The sequence below is a fragment of the Desulforamulus ruminis DSM 2154 genome (assembly GCF_000215085.1).
Taxonomy (GTDB): Bacteria; Bacillota; Desulfotomaculia; order Desulfotomaculales; family Desulfotomaculaceae; genus Desulfotomaculum; species Desulfotomaculum ruminis.
The window spans coordinates 1,441,750-1,466,837 of record NC_015589.1; the positions used below are offsets into that span (position 1 = coordinate 1,441,750).

Annotated in this window: 28 protein-coding genes and 1 other annotated feature; of the genes, 23 read left to right on the forward strand and 5 right to left on the reverse strand. The window is 42.3% G+C overall.

Annotated features, from left to right (window positions below; all coding sequences use genetic code 11):
* Positions 1-62: 62 nt before the first annotated feature.
* The 4 genes from DESRU_RS07200 to DESRU_RS19825 all read left to right on the forward strand — a co-directional run bounded on the left by DESRU_RS07200 (position 63) and on the right by DESRU_RS19825 (position 3,094).
* Positions 63-302 (forward strand): AbrB/MazE/SpoVT family DNA-binding domain-containing protein, encoded by a 240-nt coding sequence (locus DESRU_RS07200; RefSeq protein WP_013841454.1) that lies wholly within the window; start codon positions 63-65, stop codon positions 300-302.
* Positions 302-1,372: an acyltransferase family protein gene (locus tag DESRU_RS07205; RefSeq protein ID WP_041275648.1), complete on the forward strand. Its 1,071-nt coding sequence runs from the start codon at positions 302-304 to the stop codon at positions 1,370-1,372. The genes DESRU_RS07200 and DESRU_RS07205 overlap by 1 nt, the downstream gene beginning before the upstream one ends.
* A 327-nt stretch (positions 1,373-1,699) precedes the next feature.
* The gene (locus tag DESRU_RS07210; RefSeq protein WP_013841456.1) at positions 1,700-2,119 is read left to right on the forward strand and encodes a universal stress protein; all 420 of its coding nucleotides are present in this window, start codon (positions 1,700-1,702) and stop codon (positions 2,117-2,119) included.
* A gap of 99 nt (positions 2,120-2,218) precedes the next feature.
* Entirely contained in the window at positions 2,219-3,094 is an 876-nt protein-coding gene (locus tag DESRU_RS19825) for a transposase (RefSeq protein ID WP_013841457.1), read from the forward strand.
* A 185-nt stretch (positions 3,095-3,279) separates the two neighbouring features.
* Here the strand turns inward: DESRU_RS19825 and DESRU_RS07220 are convergent, their stop codons facing one another.
* Complete coding sequence (locus DESRU_RS07220; protein WP_013841458.1) at positions 3,280-4,035, reverse strand: SDR family NAD(P)-dependent oxidoreductase; 756 nt, start codon at positions 4,033-4,035, stop codon at positions 3,280-3,282.
* Positions 4,036-4,245: 210 nt separating this feature from the next.
* Between DESRU_RS07220 and DESRU_RS07225 the strand changes: the two genes are divergently transcribed.
* The 7 genes from DESRU_RS07225 to DESRU_RS21735 all read left to right on the forward strand — a co-directional run bounded on the left by DESRU_RS07225 (position 4,246) and on the right by DESRU_RS21735 (position 10,268).
* A complete protein-coding gene (locus DESRU_RS07225) occupies positions 4,246-5,139 on the forward strand; it encodes an AraC family transcriptional regulator (RefSeq protein WP_013841459.1) in 894 nt (297 codons plus the stop codon).
* A gap of 403 nt (positions 5,140-5,542) precedes the next feature.
* On the forward strand, positions 5,543-5,683 hold the full coding sequence (locus tag DESRU_RS20765) for a hypothetical protein (RefSeq protein ID WP_187290620.1): 141 nt from the start codon (positions 5,543-5,545) through the stop codon (positions 5,681-5,683).
* Positions 5,684-6,186: 503 nt separating this feature from the next.
* Positions 6,187-6,417, forward strand: a binding site (T-box leader).
* Positions 6,418-6,474: 57 nt separating this feature from the next.
* Positions 6,475-7,698 carry a tyrosine--tRNA ligase gene (gene tyrS / locus DESRU_RS07240; RefSeq protein ID WP_013841461.1) on the forward strand — a complete coding sequence of 408 codons (1,224 nt, stop codon included), beginning with the start codon at positions 6,475-6,477 and terminating at the stop codon, positions 7,696-7,698.
* A gap of 143 nt (positions 7,699-7,841) precedes the next feature.
* A complete protein-coding gene (locus DESRU_RS07245; protein ID WP_013841462.1) occupies positions 7,842-8,357 on the forward strand; it encodes a transglutaminase-like domain-containing protein in 516 nt (171 codons plus the stop codon).
* Between the two features lie 300 nt (positions 8,358-8,657).
* A complete protein-coding gene (locus DESRU_RS21110) occupies positions 8,658-9,377 on the forward strand; it encodes an IS110 family transposase (RefSeq protein ID WP_207635963.1) in 720 nt (239 codons plus the stop codon).
* Positions 9,317-9,775, forward strand: coding sequence for a transposase (locus DESRU_RS21115; protein ID WP_207635964.1), 459 nt, complete (start codon positions 9,317-9,319; stop codon positions 9,773-9,775). Before DESRU_RS21110 ends, DESRU_RS21115 begins: the two co-directional genes overlap by 61 nt.
* Before the next feature lie 346 nt (positions 9,776-10,121).
* Positions 10,122-10,268, forward strand: a complete 147-nt coding sequence (locus DESRU_RS21735; RefSeq protein ID WP_420794912.1) for a transposase — start codon at positions 10,122-10,124, stop codon at positions 10,266-10,268.
* Here the strand turns inward: DESRU_RS21735 and DESRU_RS07255 are convergent.
* Positions 10,265-11,272 (reverse strand): C45 family autoproteolytic acyltransferase/hydrolase, encoded by a 1,008-nt coding sequence (locus tag DESRU_RS07255; RefSeq protein ID WP_013841463.1) that lies wholly within the window; start codon positions 11,270-11,272, stop codon positions 10,265-10,267. The genes DESRU_RS21735 and DESRU_RS07255 overlap by 4 nt on opposite strands.
* Positions 11,273-11,811: 539 nt before the next feature.
* Between DESRU_RS07255 and DESRU_RS07260 the strand changes: the two genes are divergently transcribed.
* The 9 genes from DESRU_RS07260 (at position 11,812) to DESRU_RS07305 (ending at position 20,117) form a co-directional block, all read left to right on the forward strand.
* Entirely contained in the window at positions 11,812-12,426 is a 615-nt protein-coding gene (locus DESRU_RS07260) for a class I SAM-dependent methyltransferase (RefSeq protein ID WP_013841464.1), read from the forward strand.
* A 161-nt stretch (positions 12,427-12,587) separates the two neighbouring features.
* Positions 12,588-12,977, forward strand: a complete 390-nt coding sequence (locus tag DESRU_RS07265; RefSeq protein WP_274377005.1) for a GrpB family protein — start codon at positions 12,588-12,590, stop codon at positions 12,975-12,977.
* On the forward strand, positions 12,925-13,788 hold the full coding sequence (locus tag DESRU_RS07270; protein ID WP_207635965.1) for a class I SAM-dependent methyltransferase: 864 nt from the start codon (positions 12,925-12,927) through the stop codon (positions 13,786-13,788). Before DESRU_RS07265 ends, DESRU_RS07270 begins: the two co-directional genes overlap by 53 nt.
* 95 nt (positions 13,789-13,883) lie before the next feature.
* On the forward strand, positions 13,884-14,570 hold the full coding sequence (locus DESRU_RS07275; RefSeq protein ID WP_013841466.1) for a response regulator transcription factor: 687 nt from the start codon (positions 13,884-13,886) through the stop codon (positions 14,568-14,570).
* Positions 14,567-16,303 carry a HAMP domain-containing sensor histidine kinase gene (locus DESRU_RS07280; protein WP_013841467.1) on the forward strand — a complete coding sequence of 579 codons (1,737 nt, stop codon included), beginning with the start codon at positions 14,567-14,569 and terminating at the stop codon, positions 16,301-16,303. The genes DESRU_RS07275 and DESRU_RS07280 overlap by 4 nt, the downstream gene beginning before the upstream one ends.
* A gap of 207 nt (positions 16,304-16,510) precedes the next feature.
* Positions 16,511-17,116 (forward strand): SGNH/GDSL hydrolase family protein, encoded by a 606-nt coding sequence (locus DESRU_RS07285; RefSeq protein ID WP_013841468.1) that lies wholly within the window; start codon positions 16,511-16,513, stop codon positions 17,114-17,116.
* 11 nt (positions 17,117-17,127) lie between these two features.
* The gene (locus DESRU_RS07290) at positions 17,128-18,534 is read left to right on the forward strand and encodes an MBOAT family O-acyltransferase (protein WP_013841469.1); all 1,407 of its coding nucleotides are present in this window, start codon (positions 17,128-17,130) and stop codon (positions 18,532-18,534) included.
* A 14-nt stretch (positions 18,535-18,548) separates the two neighbouring features.
* Positions 18,549-18,830, forward strand: coding sequence for a DHHW family protein (locus tag DESRU_RS07295; RefSeq protein ID WP_013841470.1), 282 nt, complete (start codon positions 18,549-18,551; stop codon positions 18,828-18,830).
* A 531-nt stretch (positions 18,831-19,361) separates the two neighbouring features.
* Positions 19,362-20,117 (forward strand): MerR family transcriptional regulator, encoded by a 756-nt coding sequence (locus DESRU_RS07305; protein ID WP_013841471.1) that lies wholly within the window; start codon positions 19,362-19,364, stop codon positions 20,115-20,117.
* 290 nt (positions 20,118-20,407) lie between these two features.
* Here DESRU_RS07305 and DESRU_RS07310 read toward each other — a convergent pair.
* A protein-coding gene (locus tag DESRU_RS07310; protein WP_143758753.1) for an IS3 family transposase occupies positions 20,408-21,513 on the reverse strand; the annotation gives its coding sequence in 2 pieces (ribosomal slippage) (positions 20,408-21,264 and positions 21,264-21,513; 1,107 coding nt in all).
* Positions 21,514-21,868: 355 nt separating this feature from the next.
* Here DESRU_RS07310 and DESRU_RS20770 point away from each other — a divergent pair.
* Positions 21,869-22,027 (forward strand): hypothetical protein, encoded by a 159-nt coding sequence (locus DESRU_RS20770; RefSeq protein WP_187290621.1) that lies wholly within the window; start codon positions 21,869-21,871, stop codon positions 22,025-22,027.
* Between the two features lie 77 nt (positions 22,028-22,104).
* A complete protein-coding gene (locus DESRU_RS07320; RefSeq protein ID WP_041275340.1) occupies positions 22,105-22,689 on the forward strand; it encodes a GrpB family protein in 585 nt (194 codons plus the stop codon).
* A 326-nt stretch (positions 22,690-23,015) separates the two neighbouring features.
* Here the strand turns inward: DESRU_RS07320 and DESRU_RS07325 are convergent, their stop codons facing one another.
* A complete protein-coding gene (locus DESRU_RS07325; RefSeq protein ID WP_013841473.1) occupies positions 23,016-23,633 on the reverse strand; it encodes a hypothetical protein in 618 nt (205 codons plus the stop codon).
* A 27-nt stretch (positions 23,634-23,660) separates the two neighbouring features.
* The gene (locus DESRU_RS07330; protein ID WP_013841474.1) at positions 23,661-24,077 is read right to left on the reverse strand and encodes a secondary thiamine-phosphate synthase enzyme YjbQ; all 417 of its coding nucleotides are present in this window, start codon (positions 24,075-24,077) and stop codon (positions 23,661-23,663) included.
* Positions 24,078-24,541: 464 nt separating this feature from the next.
* Between DESRU_RS07330 and DESRU_RS07335 the strand changes: the two genes are divergently transcribed.
* Positions 24,542-25,075 carry a helix-turn-helix domain-containing protein gene (locus DESRU_RS07335; RefSeq protein ID WP_041275341.1) on the forward strand — a complete coding sequence of 178 codons (534 nt, stop codon included), beginning with the start codon at positions 24,542-24,544 and terminating at the stop codon, positions 25,073-25,075.
* Positions 25,076-25,088 lie beyond the last annotated feature (13 nt).

Genomic DNA, 25,088 nt, shown 5'->3' on the forward strand with positions numbered 1-25,088 from the left:
TACAATTCATACTTTTCATACTCACAATACAAATCATACTGATAAGGATGTGAAATAATTCTATGACTTCTCCCGAAGGAAAATATGCCTGGACTGTTAAGGTGGGCGAAAAAGGACAATTTGTCATTCCGAAGGAAGCGAGAACGATTTTTAATATTAAGCCGGGCGACACACTGATTGTTTTAGCCGATGAGAAGCAGGGTATTGCCATCCCCCCGCCGGATATGTTTACCCAGTTGGCAAAGGCAATCTTTCCCCAAAACAGGCCTTCGGCAAACGGAGGAAGGGAGGAAGAAGAATGATGTCCGGCAATACCGCTCTGCCAAGGAAAAACTACATTGATAATATCCGTTCCGCGACAATCGTACTTGTACTCATTTATCATGTGGTTTATATTTTTAACAGCGTGGGGGTTGTCAGCAATATTCCCGTACAGGGAATCCCGGCGCTGGACAGTATCTGTTATTTTCTTTATCCCTGGTTCATGTGCCTGCTGTTTGTGGTTGCTGGCATCAGCGCCAGGTATTCCCTGCAGACACGCAGCACCAGGCAATTCGCGCGGGAAAGGGTGCAAAAACTGATTGTCCCGTACTTGGGCGGCGCAGTTTTACTCGGCTGGCTCAACGGGTGGGTTACGGCGCATTATGTGGATATGTTCGGCGGGCATGCGGTTCCGGGTTTTGTAAAATATCTGGTGTATTGCCTGAATATAGGCCCGCTGTGGTTTCTGTTGGAACTGTTCGTAATTTCCATGATTCTGCTGCTTATCCTCAGGATTGACCGCCGGGACAGGCTTTGGGCACTGGCGGGAAAAACCGGCCTGCCGCTTATCATTTTGCTCGTCCTGGCGGTATGGGGTTCTTCGTTTTTGCTCAATCCACCTGTTGTCGTTGTCTTCCGCAACGGAATTTACTGGCTGATGTTCCTGCTCGGTTACTATGTATTTTCCCATGACACCGTTTTGGCGAAGCTTAAGCAACATGCTATCCTGTTCTTCATCATTGCCGTCGGATTGGGAGTCGTTGAAGTCTGGTATTTTTTCGGCCAGAACTATACATCCGACGCCTGCCTGCAGCATCCGCTCACGAACCTGTACCTTTGGATGATGATCCTCGCTGTTCTGGGATGTGCGCAGAGGTGGCTTGATTTCAGCAATTCCTTAACGAAGTATCTGCAAAAACGTAGTTTCGCGCTTTATGTGTTCCATTATCCGCTTCTGGTCACGGCGGCGTATTTGATCACGACTTATACCGAGCTGCCCATGGCGGCAGTTTATCTGGTTTTGCTGCCGTTCACTTTCGCCGCGCCTATACTCTTCTATGAAATCACCAGCAGAATACCGGTTATCCGCTATCTTTTATTGGGAAAATGAGGATCATATCCTTGTTTTCCTTATTATAAACATAAACAGTGTGAGTCATGGAACAATTTCTAAAACAATACCTTGATTGACATCTATGAGATTGAATCAGTTTATATAAAATGAGTAGATATGTTTCCGGGACGGGACATCAGAAATAATTATCAAAATGTGTCGAAATTGTCTGTGGTTGGACGTTATGTGCTTATGGATATTAACATTGGAGCGGCGTATTGATTTGGTCTGATTTTGAGGGTTCAAGCGTTTGCTTTGGTTGAAAGTTTTTATACTGTATAATATAAATGTGATGGCCTAAAAAATTTTAAAGGGAGTGTATACATGACGAAAATATTAATACCGGTTGATGGATCGGCGGGTTCCGACAAGGCAGTTCGTTTTGCGATATCTCTTGCTGAGGGAAAGGATGCGGAGCTCATTGTGTTAAACGTTCAGTTCAATTTTACCCCGAATATAAAGCGTTTTTTTTCGCAAGAAGAAATCAGATCCTATCAGGAAGAATTAAGCAAAGAGGTATTAGATCACACGCTTGAAATTACCAATGAGTACGCCATTCCGGTCCGCACCGTTGTCAGAATAGGCGACCCCGGCAAAGAGATTCTGGAGGAAGCAAAAGAGAGTTCTGTTGATTTCATTGTAATGGGCTATCGGGGATTGGGGCCCGTCAAACGGACTATCCTAGGGAGTGTTGCAACCCATGTGCTGCACGCGACCCTTAGCCCGGTAATGATTGTGCCGTAAGCGATTACCCTGGTTATGGGGTCAGGCTTGATTTATTGACTTATTATAAATCTCACTATACGATAAACCCAAGAAAACAATATTATCAAGGAGTTCATTATGGTCAGGAAACCGAGGGTTCATTATGCAGGAGCAATCTATCATGTTATTGCCCGGGGAAATAACCGGGAAAATATCTTTTTGGATTGTTGTGATAAAGAGAAATACCTTGAACTTGTGGCAAGATACAAGAAAAGATATAACTGTGAAATTCTAGCCTATGTGCTCATGGATAACCATTTGCATATACTTATCCGTATTGACCAGACCCCTTTATCGAAAGTGATGCAGGGGATTCAACAATGCTATACACAATACTTTAATCAGAAATACAAGCATATAGGACATGTTTTTCAACAGAGATACAAGGCATTTTTATGTGATAATGACAGCTACCTAACAGCGCTTGTTGTTTACATCCATCAAAATCCCATCCGTGCCAAGCTTCCGGAAGGAACCGACTATCTCTGGAGCAGCCACAAAGACTATACCGCCGGAAATAGCGTATTGGTAGATATTGATTTTATCTTAAACATGCTGCATCCAAACCGAAGAGAGGCCTACAGAAAATACTTCGACCTGTGTAGAGAGATTCAGGTTCCACAAGCACCGCCTGAAGTAAGTTTGCCTGATGAAGTCCACATCGGGAGAGAGGAAGACCAAAGGCAATCCAGCACAATGAACAAATTAACTTGGCAAGAAATTGTTAAAAAGATTATCATTGAAAATAACATAGAAAAAGAAAAGCTTTTAGGTAGATGCCGAGAAAGAAAGATCGTAGCCGCTCGAAATATGCTTATTTATGAAGCGATTAATCAGGAAGTATTATCACGAAGAGAGCTAGCGAAGATACTACAAGTGGACCCAGCAAGAATAACCAGAGGCTTTCAGAAGGTGGAGGAATCAATAAAAAATAAGTCAAAAAATCAAGCCTGACCCCGTGACTGTAAGCTAAATTTCTCCAAGTATTTGAGTAACAAAAAAAGGGCATGAAGAAACTTACTGTTTCGGTCATCCCCTTATCTTTATGCATCAATAGATTTTCTTTGGTCATTTTAGACTGAAATATTAATCTTTTTTCGTTTCTTCAAGATTCCGATTCTCAGGTCGTCCTGATATTCTTAAAGCAAATGTCCGCCAGACACTTCAATGTCCTGGGCTGTAACCCAGCCGAAATCATCGGACAATAGGTTCACAATGACCTTCGCAAGATCTTCGGGCTGGCCGATTCTGCCAAATACAGATTGCTCTGCCAGCGGCTGGATGAATTCAGGATGTTTATTGAATGCTCCATCGCCAAAATTGCTGTGCGTAGGACCGGGCGAAACGGCGTTGACCCGAATTCTGCGCGGTGCCAGTTCTTTGGCGATGTAGCGAGTCCAGGATGAGAATGCTGCTTTTAACGAGCCGTAGGCGGAGTAGCCTGGAAATGATTGGTTCTTGGCTGTGCTCGTGGTATTTACAATGGCTCCGGCATTATCCATGAATCGGACGAGGTGTTGGGTCAAAAAAACGGGTCCTTTGAAGTTCGTATTAAGAATCTTGTCGAAGTACTCTTCGCTCATCTCAGTGAACATCATTGGCCCACCAACCCCGCCATTATTAACTAAGTAATCAAAAGTTGTTCTGTTCCAAATTTCTTGGAGGCTCTTTTTCACTTCCAGAACGAAACCTTCGAATGTTGATGTTTGAGTTAGATCCAACTTCAGTGCTACAGCCCGAACTCTTTTATTCTTCTCAATTTCCTTAACGACAGCTTCTGCCCTATCCTTATAGGAATTGTAGGTGAGAATGACGCCAATTCCGCGCTTGCCAAGCTCAAGCGCGGTCGCTTTTCCAATGCCATTACTTCCACCGGTTACGATTGCAATTTTCATAAGATCCTCCTTTTTGTTGTTCGGTCTGGGTTCTATTTTAGTCGTTTCTGCTGAAATAACCTAGATCCAATAGTGCTTTTTAATTGCCTAAAACCACCAACAATGCTTTCAAAACACCCGTATTATCCGCTGTAATTATTATAGAAAGAGCCTAAAAATGCCGGATGGTTTCAGAGTTGGGTTGGGGAATAGGAAGCCGTGTGATAGAATATGTATATGAATAAAGTTTTAGATGAAGTTATCGATCTCATGAAAAAGGCAGGCACTCGACCAATCGAAACCGGAGTACCGGGGCTAAGCATGATCAAGGGAGACATTCCCGCCCATCAACTCGCAGCGTTCTACAAGCCGATGATTGGTTTTACGGTTCAAGGAACAAAGATTCTTTCAATTGGGGAGCGCAGTACTACCCTGAAAGGTCCGTCATATCACGTGTTGCCGGTACATGTTCCCGCAACGGCGCGTGTACATTCGGACCGTGATGGCCGTCCCTATATGGCCCTCGGTCTTGAGTTGAATCAGAATGTTCTTCAGAGCTTATTAAGAGATCTTCCTGAAGATCTAATACCAACTGCTTCTGAACCTTTCGCAGCTTGTGAAATAGACATGGAATTTTTGGAGGCCTGGCTGCGCTTATTGCGATTAATGAAAGCACCAAGAGATATTCCAGCTCTTGCACCAGCTTATGAACGCGAAATCCTTTATCGCGTTCTGATGGGACCACAGGGATGGTATCTGAGGCAACTTGGTTTGCGGGAAAGTAATTTCTCTAGGATTTCTCAGACTGTAAAATGGCTACGCGATAACTATACGAGGCCAATAGGCATCGGTGAGATGGCATCAAAATCTGGTATGGCTATAAATACCTTTCATCGTCAGTTTAAACGGGCAACGGGTCTAAGTCCGATTCAATTTCAAAAGCAATTAAGGCTTTTGGAGGCTAGAAACCTCATTGCCTTTGAGGGCTATGCAGTAGCCAGTGCCGCGTATCAAGTTGGCTATCAGAGCCCCTCACAATTTAATCGGGAGTACTCCCGATTCTTCGGTTCACCTCCGGCTCGGGACACTGAGAAACTAAGACGAATCGAAAGTGCGAGGGATTAGCTAGTCGCTTCTATCAAAGTAGGGGAATCAATAAAGAGAATAGCGCGCCTGGCGACGGCGGCAGATGAGATATTGCCGATGAGAGATATCCGTATACAGCAAAATCCGGACTATTTGATCACAATCACCTTGTCCAGAGTGATTTTCGGCCTAGATGGCGTAAAAACAATTGGTACGGATGTTATTGAAAAGTCCTCTGCTCTCGATTTGGCCTATTTGCAGGAGTTTTACAGGAAGATCAATGAGTCGGGGGGTTCCCAACCAAGCTGGAGGATTGAGAAATATTATGGAAAGAAAACCTAAGTCCGACCTGCCGGGTTATGGGGTCTGGCTTGACTTATGACTTGTTGTAAATCTCACTATACAATAAACCCAAGAAAACAATATTATCGAGGAGACCATTATGGCCAGGAAACCGAGGGTTCATTATGCAGGAGCAATCTATCATGTTATTGCCCGGGGGAATAATCGGGAAAACATCTTTCTGGATTGTTGTGATAAAGAGAAATACCTTGAACTTGTGGCAAGATACAAGAAAAGATAGTGAAATTCTAGCCTATGTGCTCATGGATAACCATTTGCATATACTTATCCGTATTGACCAGACCCCTTTATCCAAGGTGATGCCGTACCAAGCTTCGGAACCGGCTACCCCTGGAGCAGCCACAAGGACTATGCAGCCGGAAATAGCGTGTTGGTAAATATTGATTTTATCTTAAACATGCTGCATCCAAACCGAAGAGAGGCGTACAGAAAATACTTTCGACCTGTGTAAAGAGATCCAGGTTCCACAAGCACCGCTTGAAGTAAGTTTGCCTGACGAAGTCCATATTGGCAGAGGGTCACTAAAAGGAAATCTATACAATGAACTATAGAATAGCTGCTTGGCAAAATGAAAATGGAAAAGAACAAACTGGTATGCTTGCTTAAACACACCTTACCAAATGATATTTTAAATATATAACTGAAGCAGAATGACAAATTTGTATCATTCTGTGACTTTACTTTTACTGCTTCCTCGATTAAAATTTAATAAAATTAAATTATGCAAAAGCTGTGAAAGGAAGAAGTAGGTCAGTTTTAGTCATTCAGAGAGCATCCGGTTGGTGAGAGGCTGCAGACACACTGATTCGAATACATCCTGGAGCCGCCGCCTGAATTGATAGTAGGGTTTGACGGGTACGCCCGATACAGCGTGGGAGTGTGTTTGCACTTGTTGAGGGGAATTCTGTGAGGAATTTCCGAGTCAGAGGTGGTACCGCAATTTTTGCCCTCTGTTCCAATTGGAGCAGAGGGTATTTTTATTATTAAATATTTGACAAAGGAGTCGTTATAATGAAAATTTATGATGAACTGGTAGCCCGTGGACTGATTGCCCAGGTTACCGACGAAGAAGAAATTAAAGAACTTATTAATAGCGGGAAAGCAACATTTTATATTGGATTCGATCCAACTGCGGATTCTTTGCATGTTGGTCATTTTATGGCATTATGCCTTATGAAGCGTTTACAAATGGCAGGAAACAAACCGGTAGTTCTCTTAGGCGGTGGTACCGGATATATTGGTGATCCATCGGGGCGTACTGATTTGCGTTCCATGATGACACCTGAAACAATCCAGCATAACTGCGATTGCTTTAAGAAGCAGATGGAAAGATTCATTGAGTTCGGCGATGACAAGGCAATCCTGGTTAACAATGCAGACTGGCTCTTAAAGCTGAATTACATTGAATTGCTCCGTGATGTAGGGGCCCATTTTTCTGTAAATAATATGCTGCGCGCAGAATGTTATAAGCAGAGAATGGAAAAGGGTCTTTCCTTCCTGGAATTAAATTATATGATTATGCAGTCCTACGATTTTTATTATCTATTTCAGAATTACGGATGCAATATGCAATTTGGTGGCGATGACCAGTGGTCTAATATGTTGGGTGGTACGGAACTGATTCGTCGTAAGTTGGGCAAAAATGCCTACGCCATGACCATTACACTACTAATGAATTCCCAAGGCAATAAGATGGGAAAGACTGCAAAGGGTGCTGTTTGGCTTGACCCCAGTAAAACCTCACCTTTTGAATTCTTCCAGTATTGGCGTAATATTGGAGATGCTGATGTTCTTAAGTGCATACGTATGCTAACCTTCCTTCCCCTTGAACAGATTGATACAATGGATAAATGGGAAGGAAGCCAGCTAAACGATGCCAAGGAAATTCTAGCGTATGAACTGACGAAGCTGGTTCACGGTGATGAAGAAGCAAAAAAGGCAAAGAAGGCTTCTCACGCTCTCTTTGCAGATGGCACGGATGACTCCCATATGCCAACTACTGAAATAACAGCAGAGCATTTGAGGGATGGAGTTATCGGTATTTTGGATTTGATGGTGGCTTGTGGTATAACTTCTTCTAAGAGTGAAGCAAGACGTCTGATTCAGCAGGGTGGCTTATTTATTGATGATGTTAAAGTTGAATCCATTGATTGTAATATTACTTCAGAACAATTGAAAAACGGTGTCAAGATACGTAAAGGGAAGAAAACTTATCATAAGGCTTTGTTGAAGTAAAGGATAAATTAATAACTTCCCACCATAGATTATTTCCAGCAAGCCCTCATCAGTCAAGCCGCATCTTTTTTAGATCTTCAAGGCACGTGGAAGTTTGTTATCTTTTGTCTAAACAATCAGCAGATAATCAGGTGAATTAAAAAATGGAAATAAAAGAAGCCATCGAACAATGTGAAAAATCCGGTTTGGAAGGAATTGAATTAATCGAATATGCACAAAGGCTTGTCAATTCAAATATGAAATACTCGTATACGAATTCATTTGATTTTCCGCTGAGAGCCTTTCAAAAAGGTCGTGGCTACTGCTGGCAGCAGGCAAGTGCTTTGAATTACATTCTGAGGAAATTAGGTTTTGAAAGCAAATTGGTATATTCGACCAAAAATATTATTCCTGAGGGAGAATATAATGGGGTCATTGTGAAGGAACATATTTCAGGTCACGTTTGGTGCAAGGTTCATTATGGGGGAATGGAAAAGGACGTTTGTCCCCGCAACGTCAATAACCGGTTTGGAAAAGTTCATTTTAAAACTGTATCGAAAGTAAGAAGTTGGAACATATTTATTTGCTTTTTCTCATATTGGGGGTCCGCAGCAGTGAATTCTAAGAGATTTAAAGAATTAAAAAAGATAAAAAAGTTTATGATTAATGCGAAAGAGTAAATTTTAAGCTTTCAATCGCATACCGGGCACTGTGCCGTACTTCCCTGCTAGGGTTGTGGGGTCTACCATGGAAATTGGTAGCGACACCCATAAAAAGATGATAAACTGACAACAGACGAGGGTGTGGCTCGTGGGGTTAGTTGCTCATGAAAATGAGTTAACTCGGCTCTGAAATGCCGCCCTCGTTTTGTTGTTATCCATGACATTTACCGGGATGATGCCGTCCTGCGGGAAGTGGCTCTGTTAGTAGACGTGATGTTGGATAACAACAGGGTGGCGCCATAAAGGGAGGGGTTGTATATGCAACAACAGCACCTGTTAGTCGGCGTGGATGTAGGGTGCCGCAAGCATCACGTCGCCATTGGTGGACCGGGCGGGATCACAGAACAATTTGAAATCACACATGACGCTCGCGGCTTTGCGTATTTCTTTGGGCGTGTTAGTGAACAGGCACGACGCCAACGCTTGCCGGTTGTCGTCGGTATGGAAGGCACTAACGGCTATGCCCGGCCCTTAGATCAACTTGTTAAAGACAAAGGGTATACCCTCTTGAATGTCAACAACTTAAAATTAGCGCGGTTTAAAGAAATATTTGCGTCTCCGGCCAAAACGGACAGTATTGATGCACAACAGATGGTCACGCTTATGATGATGGCTCCCTTTATGGAGCAGGTCAAAGAATCCCTGCAACCCGTATTGACCGTCAGCGAGATCGAACAGCAGCTCAAACGGCTCAGTCGCCGCCGCAGACAATTAGTACAGGAGAAAGTCAATGTGCAAAACCGCATGCAAGTGGACCTTCAATCTGTGTGCCCAGGATTTCTTGATATCATTCATAAAGTGGATGCGCTCTATGTATTGCGCTTCCTCAGCTTTCGTTCCGATCTACGCCAGCTAGCCAGACTGAGGCCGGCCACCATCCGAAGCATTCCCGGCATAGGCGTGACCAAAGCGGCGTGTTGGCACGATGGCAGTCCAGCGCCGTCTTTGGATCGGAAATTGCCTGGGTGGGACCGATGATTATAGAAGACGCCAAACGCTTGCTGCAACTAAAGGAAGCAATTGATTCGCTGGAAGCCCAACTGGAGGCTTTGGTTAAACAGTCTTTACTAGCAAGAATCCTTGACAGCATCCCGGGGTTCGGGACGATCAGCGCAGCGGAGGTCAGTGGCGAAATTGGGACGATGACACGATTTGCGTCAGAAGCCAGTCTAGCTATCTATTTAGGGATGGCTCCGCTTGACAACAGCTCCGGCAAGCATAAGGGAACGAAATCGCCGCAACAAATTAATAAACGGGCTAAGGCAGCCATGATGGTAGGCATGGGGCATCATATCCGCAAAGTAGCTGAATCAAAAGCATATTATGAAAAGAAACGGACCGAAGGAAAAAGCACAATCAGGCCTTGCGTTCGTTAGGTAGACACATTACCCGTGTCTTTTGGAGCATGGTAAAAAACAACCGTCTATACGAAGAAAAAAACAATCTCCTGTTACATAATTTTATGGTAGCTAGGGAGAATGGGATGTCGTTTCAACTGCCTAACTTCCAATATTTTACTGAATTGGCTCTGGCAGATAAAATCTCTTGACAAATCGAGCGGGATGTTCAGGCCTGACTTATTGACTTGTTTTAAATGTCATTATACAATAAACCCCAAAAAACAATATTATCAAAGACCATTATGGCCAGGAAGCCGAGGGTTCATTATGCAAGGCAATCTATCATGTTATTGCCCGGGGAAATAACCGGGAAAATATCTTTCTGGATTGTTGTGATAAAGAGAAATACCTTAAACTTGTGGCAAGATACAAGAAAAGATATAATTGTGAAATTTTAGCCTATGTGCTCATGGATAACCATTTACATATACTTATCCGTTCGGTGCTGAACAACAAACCTGTGGATTAGTTGAATTTCATCCGGTTATCTTCTTTAAAACATTTCCTTGCGGGATTCCCCTCTACGCGCCAAATCTGCTTTCGCTTGAGGTCGTAAACAACAGACCAGACAGTATCGGCGTTTTGTTTGCGGTCATATTGACACATGAATCCGTATTTACCGGATAGTACTTCCTGTGCAAAAGCTACGCTATAACCACTTTTATGTTGTCTAAGTGCGGCACAAGCATTTAGATAGCGATCCTCCGAGCGCCAGTCGTCGATCTCTGGATTACGGTAAGATCGCATTTTTTCAGAATTGAAATTATTGGCTGTCGCGACAAACTTCTCCCCAACGCATGGTCGGATGATTTCAATTTCCCTGGGGTTGCATTCTGCCACAGCGATTTCGCCGCTTTTGTCTGCAATGGTTAGCGTCTGTGCAGATGCGATGGGAAGCCTGTGCAGTTGCTCTATAGCTTCAGCGGTTGTTTTGCATTTCTCCAAAAGATACCGCAGCAACATACCGGCGTTGAATCCCGGCTTTCGCAACTTAGGATAGACAAAAGTCAGCCCGACTGCAAGACCGTGCTGGTTGACACCGTCTTCCATCTGCACAAAGGCGGTTGTGTTTCCATTGAATGAATAACCGTTTTGGAGACGATATAGACAATTCATGTAGAGTTTTTCAAGGCTTACAAGAAAATCGCTGTTCCTTGCAAAAACGATTTCCTCCCCCGAGCTGAAAGCAAAGCAGGTGCATTTGTTGTCGAATTCAAAACAGTACATGCAAAACAGCAGTGTCTGAATGATTTGCAGAGGCACTTCATTACCGTCCGCAATCCCTTGAATTTCATCGAGAACCTTGGGAAAATAGGTTTGATATTCTTTGACGCATTCTCTGGCGAAGGCATATTTATCCTCTGTTAGGGCAAAGGTAGGGCAATGGTTCAGATGTTTCCCGTTTTTGAGCAGCATACGCCCCCATTTGTATCCAACCTCATAATGAGTCCCGGTAAATCTTCCATGATACATTTTTTAACTCTCCATTCGTTGTATTGAGAGTTGACGTCATCTCTTGAATCAAGCGTAGTCGAATAAAAATTTCATGTCAAGAACTATATTAATTTCAAAAGATCACAACAATTTATGGGAGACTTTCGTTTGACATATGGTGTAATAACAAAGTAAAATAACCTGTTGTGGTAATTTATGGAGATTAAATGAAGTATAGAGAAAAAAGCTAAGAGGAATTGATAAGAGGGAAATATTACTTGGTGATAAAATCAAAATAATTTTTGTCATATCTGTCTAAAGCCAAAGAAAAAAGTAAATATGTTATAAATGGGTATTGCCTAAGGTGAAGGGTAGGAACATCTCGGAGAATCAATAAAGAGTAGCTATTGGTATGTATATTGGCACAATAAAAAATATTCTCGACTGGCCACTTATTTTAGAACAGTGTTAGGCATTGATAGGCGAATCTCAGCCTCCTCTTTTAGAGGCAAACCGAGTGCGCAGTATTGTTGCAGAAGATTTTTGGTTTAATGAAAAAATCAGATTGGAGGTAAAGCATGGGAAATACCGATATTTTTGAAGCAATCGCAAATAAATATGATACTTATGAAAGAATTAAAATAGCAAAGATAACATCAAACGCCATTCGCGAATATATAGTAAACGGTAAAGATAAAAGTGCTATTGATTTTGGATGTGGAACTGGACTCATTGGGATGAATTTGCTTAATGATTTTTATTCTATGCTTTTTCTTGATACCTCGCAAAAAATGCTTGAACAGATAAAGCAAAAAATTACTGACTCCAATATCCAGAATGCAGATACGTTATGCTTTGATTTTGAAACGGCATTCCGATCAGATATACATGCCGATTATGTTTTTATGGCTCAAGTTTTACTTCATATTAATAATGTGGAGTTGGTTTTATCAAGGTTATATAAAGTACTGAATCCAGAAGGACATTTACTGATTATAGATTTTAATAAAAATGAAGAAATTATTTCAGATAAGGTTCATAACGGATTTGATCAGGAAAAACTTATTGATCTTATGACTAAAATTGGATTCAAAGAAATTAAATCTAAAACCTTTTATTCTGGTAATAAAATATTCATGAATCAAGATGCGTCCTTATTTATACTTGATTCTAAAAAACAAACTTCCCAATAAGGATTATAACATTGTCTAGAGGAGTATGGCCTTTCAAGAGGATGGCAGATACTCCATGCCGCCAAGGCTCAACCAGCTTAGGCGGCAATTTTTTTGACCGTTCAAGGCCGTTGAGTGTATAATTCTAATGACATTGTGGTTCGAGGGATAAAGCAAGGCCTATTATTGATCTCTCTATTGGTGTTTTACCATTTATGGAGTTGTCCTTTTATAAAGATATATTTAACATGAGAAATTATCGTTACACACCCACTGATATGACAGGTAGGTATTTGTTTTCAAAATATACTAAGGGTGTATGGACGCACAACCTGCATATTTTCCCGTATGATAATGGATTTTATATAAGAAATGAATTTTTGTTTAGGGATTATTTGCGAAAGCATCCGGAACTGGTTTTTAAATATGGAGAAATGAAAAAGAGATCTGCAATAAAAAATGGCAGCACCATGGAGGAGTATACACGTTCAAAAACAGAATTTATTCAAAAGGTAATTGATGCGGCGAGAAAAGAAAAAGGCTTACCCTTACAAAGCGTTTGGAACATTTAAAGGGAATAAAGAAATTTCGGAGGATATAAACAAAATGGATTTACTAGATTTAATGATTGATTTTCACAAAGATGCTCTGCGTCAGGGGCCGGGCAGTGACCAGGAGACCAAGAGGGCGCTTATGTTTATAGATAATCTGAGTGATAACTCAAAAATCATTGATATTGGCTGCGGAACTGGTGCCCAAACCATGACACTTGCTGAGAATACAAGCGGCAAAATTGTTGCAATAGACATGCTTCCGGTATTTTTAGAAAAATTAAATGAAAAGATTTTAGATAAAAAGTTGGAAAACAGGGTTACAACAGAATGTCGGTCAATGCTTGAATTGCCTTATCCAGATAATGCTTTCGACCTAATTTGGGCTGAGGGTTCCATATATAATATTGGCTTTATAAAAGGACTTCAAGATTGGAAAAGAATTTTAAAAGCAGGCGGATACATTGCTGTTTCGGAAATATCGTGGCTTACTGATACCCGCCCTCAGGAAGTAGAGAAGTATTGGACTCAAAACTACGCTGAGATTGATACGATTTCTAATAAAATCGCAGTGATCGAGGCCAATGGATATACACCGGTTGCTCATTTTGTGCTCCCCGAAAGCTGTTGGATAGAGAATTATTATCAGCCGATACTTGATAGATCGGAGGATTTTTTAAAAAAATATGATTATGCAGAAGATCTAAAACAGTTTATCGAAGCCGGAAGAATAGAAGCCGATATATATAAACGTTTTAAGGAATATTACAGCTATGTATTTTATATAGCAAAGAAAAAATATGATCATAATATAACCATATTAGTTGAATAGTGGCAAAACGTAATGTCCTCTTGCCACTTGTAAGGTATTCTTGAAAAGATACATAGTTTATCACAATAAACCTAATTAAGTTTGTAAGGACACAGATGGGGTTTAATATGAATAAAATATTAGTTGTTGAAGATGAAGATATATTACGTGAAGTGATAATAGATTATCTGATTGAAGATGGATATCAGGCATTAGAGGCCGCAGATGGAGAAACAGCTTTAGAACTGTTTCAATCAAATTCTGTTGATTTAGTTATCTTAGACATTGTTCTGCCAAAGCTTGACGGCTGGTCGGTATGCCGCAGAATACGGAAAAACTCCAGTATCCCTATCATCATTTTAACTGCGCGTTCAGATGAGGATGACTCTCTGCTGGGATATGAGCTGGGAGCGGATGATTATCTGATCAAGCCCTATAGTCCCCGGGTTCTAATGGCAAAAGTGAAACGGTTTCTTGAAAAGTACTCGGGTACTGTGGATGGAATGCTGATATCAGCCGGCGGTATTGTCATAAATAGGGGATCAAGACTTGTTTCTGTAGATGGTAATACCATTAATCTAACTCATACTGAATTTGAAATTCTCGCTTACTTAATGCAAAATAAAGGAACTGTCATTACCAGAGAGCAATTAATCGCTAAAATATGGGGATATAATTTTTATGGTGATGAAAAGACCGTGAACAGCCATATCAGAAACCTGCGCGCCAAGCTGGGCAGTAAAGGCGCTTGCATTGTTACGGTTATCCGTTCGGGATATAAATTTGAAGAGGAACGGCTATGAAAAAAAGTATCGTTTTTAAATGGTTTGTGCTGACAGCTCTATTATTCTCAACGATGTTTTTATTCATTGGCATCACGCAAAATTATTTTTTTGAGCAATATTATATTGATAAGAAATCGGATACTCTCAAAATAAATATGGACCAGTACTCGGATCTGGAAGCGAAAAAAGGTGCGGAAGCAGCATCGGTGGAGCTATATAAGAATAACCATGTCTGGATTACCAAATTGGATGAATATGGACGTGTCCGGGATGTAGAAAATTACTTTATCGAAGTGAAATTGAATAATGAATCCCAGGATCATTGGCGAATACCTATGTATTCCTTTACAGGAGAATTTTCTTCTGATGTTCTCTCTTCCTTAAAGGTCGGCGATGAGGTGATTATTGATACCGTTAATATGGCAGATGAAAGGATACCTTATCACATACAAACTCATTCGACGGGAGTCATAAATTTAAACATTGCCAATAAGCTGCATGGGCCTCAGGCCGATCAAGCTTATAGTCACATCAGCACTGGCCTATACAGGGGAACGATCACGAAAACTGTATTTCCGGAACGCAGGGAGGATATATCGTTTCCCTACCAGGAACGTTATTTTTTGGAACAGGTAAAAGAATTTCAAGCTGGTCTGCTGGCGGATAATGCAAAACCTCTTCAACGTACAGAAGAACTTAGGGCCACAGAAAATTTTGCGGAATATAAGATCATCGTTAAACCGGTTAGGGAAAATGGCGTAACAGGATATATTTTTGCTATGACCTCTCTGCAACCGGTGGATGAAGCAATCGCGGTGATCCGGGAATTCTATCCTTACTTTTTTGGCTTGGCTTTTCTGTGTGTTATCGTTTTGGCTTTTATTCTTTCCAAGTGGCTGGCCAAACCGCTGCTATCCATCAACCGGATCACAGGGAAAATAGCAAAAATGGATTTTACGGAAAAGCTGCCGGTGCGTTCCGGGGATGAAATTGGTCAGTTATCCCAAAATATCAATGGCCTGTCCAGACGGATGGAAGCGTATATTGGTCAGTTGAAGCAGGATCTGGATAAAGAGAAGCAACTGGAAAATACACGGAAGGAATTTATTGCCGGGGTGTCTCATGAACTGAAAACGCCGCTTGCTGTTATGAAAAGTTGTCTATCAATTTTAAAAGACGGAATTGCAGTTGAAAAAAGGGAACATTACTTTCAGGCGATGGAAGACGAAATACAGCGGACGGATTTGCTGATTGTGAATATGCTGGATCTGGCTAAGTTTGAATCGGGTACCTATAAGCCTGAAATGGCTCCTTTTGAAATCGATAAAGCGATTACCGAAGTATGCGGGTCGCTGGCCGAGCAAATACAGGAGAAAAATCTTTCTCTTACATTAAGCCTTTGTTCTCAAATGGTGGTGGGGCATAAAGGACTAATCAGTCGCGTTATTACTAATTTTCTCAGTAATGCCATCCGGCATACGGAGAACGGACATGCAATCCTCATTGCTGTAAGAGGCAATGGACAGACAGCAGAAATCAGCGTAGAAAATCAGGGGAACCCGATAGCAGAGGAAGATAAGAAAAAGATATGGAATCAATTCTACCGTGTCGAGGCGCGGACATCCAAAGCAGGTACGGGTCTTGGACTCTCCATAGCCAAGGAAATACTGGAGCTTCATCATGCGGTTTATGGTGTGGAAAACACGAAAGATGGCGTCCGTTTTTTCTTTTCACTGCCGGTACAGCCATAAAGCATGGTTCTATTCTCAGAGATGTGCCTGTTTAAGATACTCTTATCCAAATTTTTACCGGTGAAACAGCTATGAAGGATACTTCATGGCTTTTATTTTTGCAAAAGATTAAAACAAAAAGAATATCCGAACTTGATCTCATCTGCACCTGGTCTGCATTTTGCTGCTGTAATATCTATGTATCCAATAAAGAAAAGAGGTATTGCTATGAAAAAATTAATGATGTTTTTCTTGATGGGCATTCTTCTGACGGGTATGACTGCCTGCGGGAATAAAAAGGCTGAAAAAGATGTTGCGGCTCAGTTTACGAACAGTGTATTTATGGGAGATTCCATTACCGAAGGTTTTGCCATTAATGAAATCCTGCCGGAAGAATGTGTAATAGCAGGGGCGGGAGCCACAGCAGGTTTTACTTATGATGACATTGGCGCTTTGGTTGCAAAGAACCCGGATAACGTCTTTATCATGCTGGGATCAGTTGATATCCTCATGCCTGTGGATGATCCTAAAGAATTATTTAGAAATGATTTAACGAAACTGATTAACAAGATAAAGGAAGAACTGCCTGACTGTAAAATATATCTCCAATCCATAACACCTGTAACACAGGAGGCATTAAAACAAGAACCCCGTTATGAAAGAATAGAGGAATATAACGAGCTTTTAAAGGAGTTGAGGGACAAGTTATCCGTTAATTATGTAGACATAGGAGCATTGGCAGAGGAACCCCCCGATTTATTTGCCGAAGATGGTGTTCATTTCAAGAAAGAATTTTATACTCTGTGGCTGAAGAAGCTCTCTGAATCATTATAGCGGAGGGACCTATGGTTTTCAGCAGTCTGTTTTTTACCTTTGTCTTTTTGCCGGTCACAGTCATTCTATATTATTCGTTAGGAAAGCACTTGAGGAATATTGTCCTGCTTACCGCAAGCCTGTTTTTCTATGCCTGGGGAGAACCTGTCTATGTATTATTGATGTGCGGTTCCATCATGATTAATTACTGTATAAACACTTTCTTAGGCAGAGATGATACCGGCGGACGAAAAAGGCAGCTTTATTTAATCATAAGCCTGGTATTCAATTTAGGCTGTCTCGCTTATTTTAAATACTTCGGCATGATCCTAAGTACAATCGCATCTATGGGCGGTTGGAATTTGAATGCGGGAACACCGGCGCTTCCCATAGGAATTTCATTTTACACCTTTCAGACCCTATCTTATGTGATTGATATATATAGGGGACAAATAAAGCCGCAGAAAAACCTGATTCTTTTTGCTCTTTATATTGCGATGTTCCCGCAGTTGGTGGCCGGGCCTATTGTGAAGTATGCAGACATTGAATCCCGGTTAGCGGACAGAAGCATAAATTTCGAAGAATTTTACTCCGGGATGCGGCGCTTCCTGTGCGGTCTGGCGAAAAAAGTGCTTCTCGCCAATCATATAGGCCTGCTATGGTCCGAAGTAAAAGCCATGCCCGGTACAGAAATTTCAGTGCTCATGGCGTGGGCCGGGATGCTTGCCTTTACCTTGCAGATTTATTTCGATTTTAGCGGGTATTCAGATATGGCCATCGGATTGGGAAAAATGTTTGGATTCCGTTTCAAGGAAAACTTCCGGTATCCTTATATTGCGCAAAGCATCTCGGAATTTTGGCGGAGGTGGCATATCTCCCTGGGATCATGGTTTAAGGAATATGTCTATATTCCTCTTGGCGGGAGCCGTGTCGGTAAGTGGAAACTGATACGGAACCTGTTCAGCGTATGGTTTCTCACAGGGCTCTGGCATGGTGCAAGCTGGAATTTTGTTTTATGGGGGCTTTATTTTGGAACGTTAATAAGTATAGAAAAATTGTTTTTGCAGAAAAGCATGACACGATGGCCAAAGGCTATCCGTCACATGTACTTATTACTGTTGGTTGTTATAGGCTGGGTGTTTTTTGAATTTACCAGCCTAACGGATGGGTTGAGTTTTCTACGGATCATGTTTGGAGTGGGAGGCAACGAACTTATTGATAACCAAGCCATTGTGAAGCTAAAGGCTTATACCGTCTTATATATTGTTTGTATCCTTGCCGCTTCACCTTGGCCGAAGAAATTAGCATTATTATTTAAAAGAATTCATGGCAATATTTATAAATTAGCAGTAAACGTGTACTATTGTGTACTCATGTTTTTTTCAACGGCATATATGGTTGGTTCAACCTACAACCCATTTATCTATTTTCGATTTTAACCTGGAGGATTGATATGCGGATAAATAACAATTTTGCTATTATACAAAATATCGTTTATATGTTTCCGCTTTTATTTATACTTGCTATGTTTATATTGCATCTGGCTCTACCGGATAAAACTTTTTCGAAAGAGGAGCGACGTTACTTAGCACAATGGCCTGTTTTTCATATTGAAAAAGTATTAAATGGCAGTTATGAGGCAAAAGTTGAATCCTATTTTTCAGATCAGTTCCCTTTTCGAAACTTTTGGGTTCATATTCAGGAAGAGTCCAATCAAATTTTATTTAATAGGTAATTTTATTACTTCACTGCGGACAGCAACTTCTGCACGACGATTGACTTAATTTGAGCGACAAATGCTTGTCTCACGGAACCAATGAACAGTTTTAACCATGGGTATACGGATTTCGAAAAATTAAGGGCATTGACCAATTTGATAGAAAGCATCGACTGCCCGGTATTGTGTTTTAAGTCATACAGACCCTTTAACGAAACCGAATCTGTTAGATTATTTATTTTCCATCTTAAGTCAAATGAGAACCGTTCGATACGGGGTTCCGTCATTTTATCCTTTGCCGAAAGAGCATTTTCGGAGAGACAAAAATGCCGGGAACCCGGTTGATTTGCTCGTACAACAATATTCTCCAATACACCGAGAACTTTCCGGGTTGGCTCCTGATGGGGTGCCAGAAGAAAAGATACACACAACTCATGGAATGAGTTCATCGTAAGGAACGTTTTAACAGTTGGCCGAATGTTTCATAAAACCATTGACATTGACGCAGCGTAATAGTTTATTATTGCTTTTACAAAGGAGGGTGAATAAATGGAGTACACCGTCAATAAGCTGGCGAAGCTGGCGGGCGTCAGCACGCGCACGCTGCGATATTACGATGAATTGGGATTGCTTTCGCCTGCCCGAATCAGTTCAAACGGATACCGGATTTATGGACAAAAAGAGATCGACCGGCTGCAGCAAATTCTTTTTTACCGTGAACTGGGCGTGCCGCTGGAAGAAATCCGCAATATTCTGGCGTCAAAGGATTTTAACGGGCTTTCGGCGTTGGAGAGCCATTTGTCAGCCCTGCTTGCCAGGCGAAAGCAACTGGATTTGCTGATCGCCAATGTGGAGAAAACCGTCAAGGCCATGAAAGGAGAAATTGTAATGAGCGATCAGGAGAAATTTGAAGGCTTTCTTCAGAAGCTGGTGGATGATAACGAGCAGCAGTATGGAAAGGAAGTCCGGGCAAAATACGGGGACGAGAGCGTCAACCGCTCCAACGCCAAGGTTTTGAACATGAGCAAGGAGCAGTACGTCGAATTGGAAAAGCTGACGGCAGAACTGAATGAAACGCTGAAGGCGGCTTTTGAACAGGGGGACCCGACCGGCGAGCTTGCGCAAAAAACCTGCGAGCTGCATAAAAAATGGCTGTGCTTTTATTGGGACGATTATAGCAAAGAAGCCCATATCGGCGTGACGCAGATGTATGTGGATGACCCGCGCTTTACTGCGTATTACGACAAAATCGCACCCGGCTGCGCGGCGTTTCTGCGAGATGCGGTAGCAATATACTGCAAATAATTTCATATGACATCCGGATGCTGGAAAGCTCGCTTGTTTTTCAGCAAGTGGGCTTTTTCACGTCTTCAAGCCAAAGTATATACGAGAGCAAGACAAACAAGATCAGATGATGGATAAAGTAACCAAAAAAGAATTGGAAAACCCTTTCAAGGATAGGCGCTGGCTTAGTAATAAGCCTTTATAGGGCCGGGCAAACCACCCCTTTTAGGGGTGGTCATGACTTTTTAATAGTATAAAATGTGGGAGTGGCTGTGACCTGCCCCCAGGTTTTGTACCACAGGGGATGTTAGTCACGAAATTTGTTCACAGGTTTTTTTAGCCAGATCTGTAGCATATTCTACTGGTGTTTTGTTGCTCAGTCCGCTATGTGGACGAACTGTATTGTATTCATGACGCCACTCTTCAATAATTCGACGAGCCTCACTTACGCCTCTGAACCAGTGTTCATTAAGGCATTCATCTCGGAGTTTTCCATTAAAGCTTTCTACATGGCTATTTTGCATTGGTTTACCGGGGTCTATAAACAGTTGGATAACCCTATGTTCATAAGCCCATTGATTCAAGGTCAGTCCTGCAAATTCAGGTCCGTTATCAGAGAGGATTTCTTTGGGATAACCTCTGTAAATAGCAATTCTATCTAGTACTCTTGTCACACGCCGTCCTGTTATTGAAGTATCCACTTCGCTGGCCAGACACTCTCGAGTTGCTTCATCAATCACTACAAAAACTCTAAATCGCTGCCCAGTTGCTGTTGAGTCACTAACAAAATCCATAGACCACCTTACATTCGGTTGAGGCGTAACTGTGGGGGGGCGGCCCCTTCCAGAGAGAACACGTTTTCTTTTGCGGCGACGGACAGCGAGTCCAGCAAGCCGGTATAGCCTATATACTTTCTTGTGGTTAACTTTCTGTCCTTCACGCTGAAGTAAGGCATGGATTCGTCTATATCCAAAGCGACGCCACTTAAAGGCAAGTTCAGATATTCTCGTTTTCAATGCCTCGTTCTCTTCTGAAGTAGAAGGAACATATCTATGACTGGAGCGTCCGATACCAACAAGCCTGCACGCTCTGCGTTCACTCATACCAAAAGTATCTTGGAGTTCTTTAACAAGCTTTCGCTTGCGAGCAGGCTTTACTTGTTTTTTTCAATAACCCACTTTAGAGCCTGGTTGTCGAGGGTTAGTTCACCTACGAGTAGCTTAAGTCTGCGGTTTTCCTCTTCCAACTGCTTAAGTTTCTTCGCATCACTTGCTTCCATTCCGCCGTATTTAGATTTCCAGCGATAAAAGGTTTGTTCGCTAATGCCATGTTGCCGAAGAATGTCAGCTACCGGCATCCCATTCTCATGGGAGTTAAGTATTCCAATGATCTGCTCTTCGGTGAAACGTTTTCTCATAACTGTCCCCTCCTGACTTAGTTATACTACATCAGGACTAACATTTCCTTTGGACCAGTTTTCGGGGAGCAGGTCAGCTGATGTGATTAGAGGCAAACCAGCAGTGCAAAATAATATGGACAAGCCGGGCAAAATGATTAAAACTGCTAAAAAGAAAATAACTTAACTCGAGTGCAGTTAGCTGAGAAAATAAATATTACACCTCTCAAGTGGAGTGCGTAGTAGGAATGCAAAGGATACCATTCGCTCTCTTTTCGCCATGCCGTAGCGATTTCCGTTTCTCAATGCTGAAACTATGTCGTGGATTGCAGGCAGGATTATGGCTGGCTGGTACAGTAATCTTTTATAAAGATAAATGATTTTTGATTATCCGATTAAGGCTGAAAAACTTTTTAGCATTATCGGAGGCCCGGATAAAACGTTAGAAGAAATATATGAGGAATGTCCGAAGATTAATGGAATAACACCGGAGCAAGGATATATTTACAATGAATTCTCACCTGAAATTCGATAAATAAGTACGTTCGCTAAAAGCGACCATCCCGTTATTTATAAAATTCTCTCTGTTATATGTTTTGTCAGATGTCATCCATGCAGAATGATCACAGTTTCACGCCAGATGAATATATTCAAAAGGTTAGGGTGGGAGGGATAAAACCACATAATGCGCCCATTACCCTCGTCGCGTATGATCCGCGTTGGCCCGAGTTATTCGAGCGGGAAGCCAAGCGGATTCGTTCCGTACTGGGCAATAGGGTATTGCAGTTGGAGCATGTAGGCTCAACCTCGGTGCCGGAATTGTGCGCCAAACCAATTATCGACATGCTGCTGGTCGTGGCTGATTCTTCAGACGAGCCATCCTATGTTGCCGCCCTGGAGGCAGTCGGTTACACGCTTCGGATACGGGAGCCGGATTGGTTCGAGCATCGTATGTTTAAGGGTCCCGATACGGACATCAACCTGCACGTGTTCAGCGAGGGCACATCTGAGGTTGAACGAATGCTACGATTCCGCGATTGGCTACGAGCTAACGACACCGACCGGGATAACTATGCACGCGTCAAGCGCAAACTTGCTCAACATGTTTGGCGACATGTGCAGAACTACGCGGATGCAAAAACTTCGATTGTTCAGGAAATCATGGACCGGGCAAATGCAGTCGAACAGGGCGACTGACATCACCAAACCCGGTCCGTGCAGTCCCTTCTCGCCCGCCAAAGGGCATAGCAGCATCAGAATATTGGGGTAAGGAGAAAATTTCTTTGAACCTAAATCAACAGAATAAGTGGAAGCGGGACTTCCTCACCATCGCCGGCGGGCAGAAGGTGCGACTATGCCTTTGGGATTGCTCATAGCAGGCTCGATTGCCGAAAACAAGGGGGTACCGTTGTGGTTTTTTGTTTCCGGGGTCGTTCTTCTGCTGCTTACGCTAATCAGCGCTCTGCTCATCCTTCCCCAAAAGGCGGATAAAGCAAGAGAGGAGACAAGTTGAACCAAATGTATTATTGCATAGACATCAGGAGAAAACCACAGAAAGCAGCATTATCATTTTGGAGTGACGGATCAATTTCCGTTTTCATCTGGTTAATCTGTTCCCGGTAAGCCCGGTAAAAATCATAGGTGGGGGAAGGGCTGTATTTGAGCCCCTCCAGCTCAAAATAATTGATCACCCTTTTGGCTGTGGTTGGCTTGATAAACACTTCCACACCAGGCCGGTAATATACAGGACAGGCTGTTAACAGCGGCCATTTGGCCAGTTTATATTTGTGTAAAAGCCCGCACATCATTTCAAACCCCGGTTCCTGGTCCCCATGCAGGAATTCCTTAAGTCCAAAGGATAAAAGCTCCTTTTCATGATCGCTTAATGCTTTTACCAGATCTCTGAATTTTGGCTTTTCAAAAAGGGAAACCATCGAGGACCGGCTGATGACCCGGACCATGGAGTCAACAATCTTCTCCGGGTTTTCAAACTGATCCATGGTGAAACTCTCCCAGACCATTTTGTTCATTTTCTCTAATTTATGCTTCTTAGCAATTTTCTGCATTTCAGGATTGGAAAATCCACCGGGGTATTGCAGGAAGAAAGTCCTTTCGGCCTCTTTTAGCTTTGTGATGTTCATAAAATAATCTACTCCATTTCATTTGGTCTATTCTCCAATAATCTTAACCAGCACCCTTTTCTTCCTTTTGCCGTCGAATTCACCGTAAAATATTTGCTCCCAGGGGCCCAGATCAAGTTTGCCGCCAGTAATGGCCACCACCACTTCGCGGCCCATGACGGTTCGTTTAAGATGGGCATCGGCGTTGTCCTCATAGCCGTTATGTCGGTACTGTGAATAGGGTTTTTCCGGGGCGAGCCCCTCCAGCCACTTCTCAAAGTCTTGGTGCAGCCCGGATTCATCATCGTTAATAAATACACTGGCGGTGATGTGCATGGCGTTGCACAGCAACAAGCCTTCCTTAATGCCGCTTTCCGCCAGGCATTCTTCAACCTCTGGGGTTATATTTATAAACTCCCGGCGTTTCTTAATTTCAAACCACAGTTCTTTCCTAAAATGTTTCATCAAAGTAGCCTCCCACTCATGGACATGTTGATTAAAGCTGTTTAACTGTCCATTTATTATTTTTTCTCATAAGTATACTTTAACTTGCCATTTTTGTAGCAAAGGTTTTCATTTAGAACTTTGAAATGTTGTGAGCAGTTTCCGGGACTTTTAACTAATAACGTCCCTATTTTTCAAGACGTGAGTTTCCTGAGAGAGCCTACAATAAAAGTGAAGTAGAGGCTATTTTAGACGCTTTTACGGTGAATCATCATATAAATGCTCTACAGCAAAACCTAATGCCGGTATTTTAAAAAAGAAGGAATTTTAGCAAAGTTGTAGAATTTTCAGAGAAATTAACGGACTTTTTGATCAGGATACCGGCATATAACCTGAAAGAAATTAAAATTGGCTAAGGTTATTGCTAAGTAAACCAATTTACCTAAGAAGGGGCGAGGACTATTTTAACAGAACAATTAAAAGATATGGGTGCGCGTTTATCCATGCTGCGCGATTCTCTGGGTATTACGCCTGAAAAAATCGCAGAAGCACTGGAGGTTTCGGTAGCTGACTACTTGCTTTATGAAGCCGGGGAAAAAGACTTTTCTTTTAGTTTTTTGTATAATGTGGCAGGTATTTTAGGGGTCGATGTCCTGGATATTATCAGCGGCGAGACGCCTAAGCTTTCGTTATGCTGTGTGGTTAGAGCGGGCGGCGGCTATAATATTAACCGCAGAAAAGCCTATAATTACAAGCATCTTGCTTTTACCTTTCGTAATAAAAAGGCGGAGCCGTTTATGGTTACCGTGGAACCGAACGGCGATACGATACCGGAGCGTCATGCCCACGACGGGCAGGAGTTTAATTATATGGTTTCGGGATGTATGGATTTTTTTATTGGCGATATGGTTTACACGCTTAGCGAGGGTGACAGCGTCTACTTCGATTCTGCGGTTCCTCACGCCATGAAGACCCATGGCGATACCCCGGCGAAGTTTCTGGCAATTGTCATGAAATAAAGGAGGAACCGCT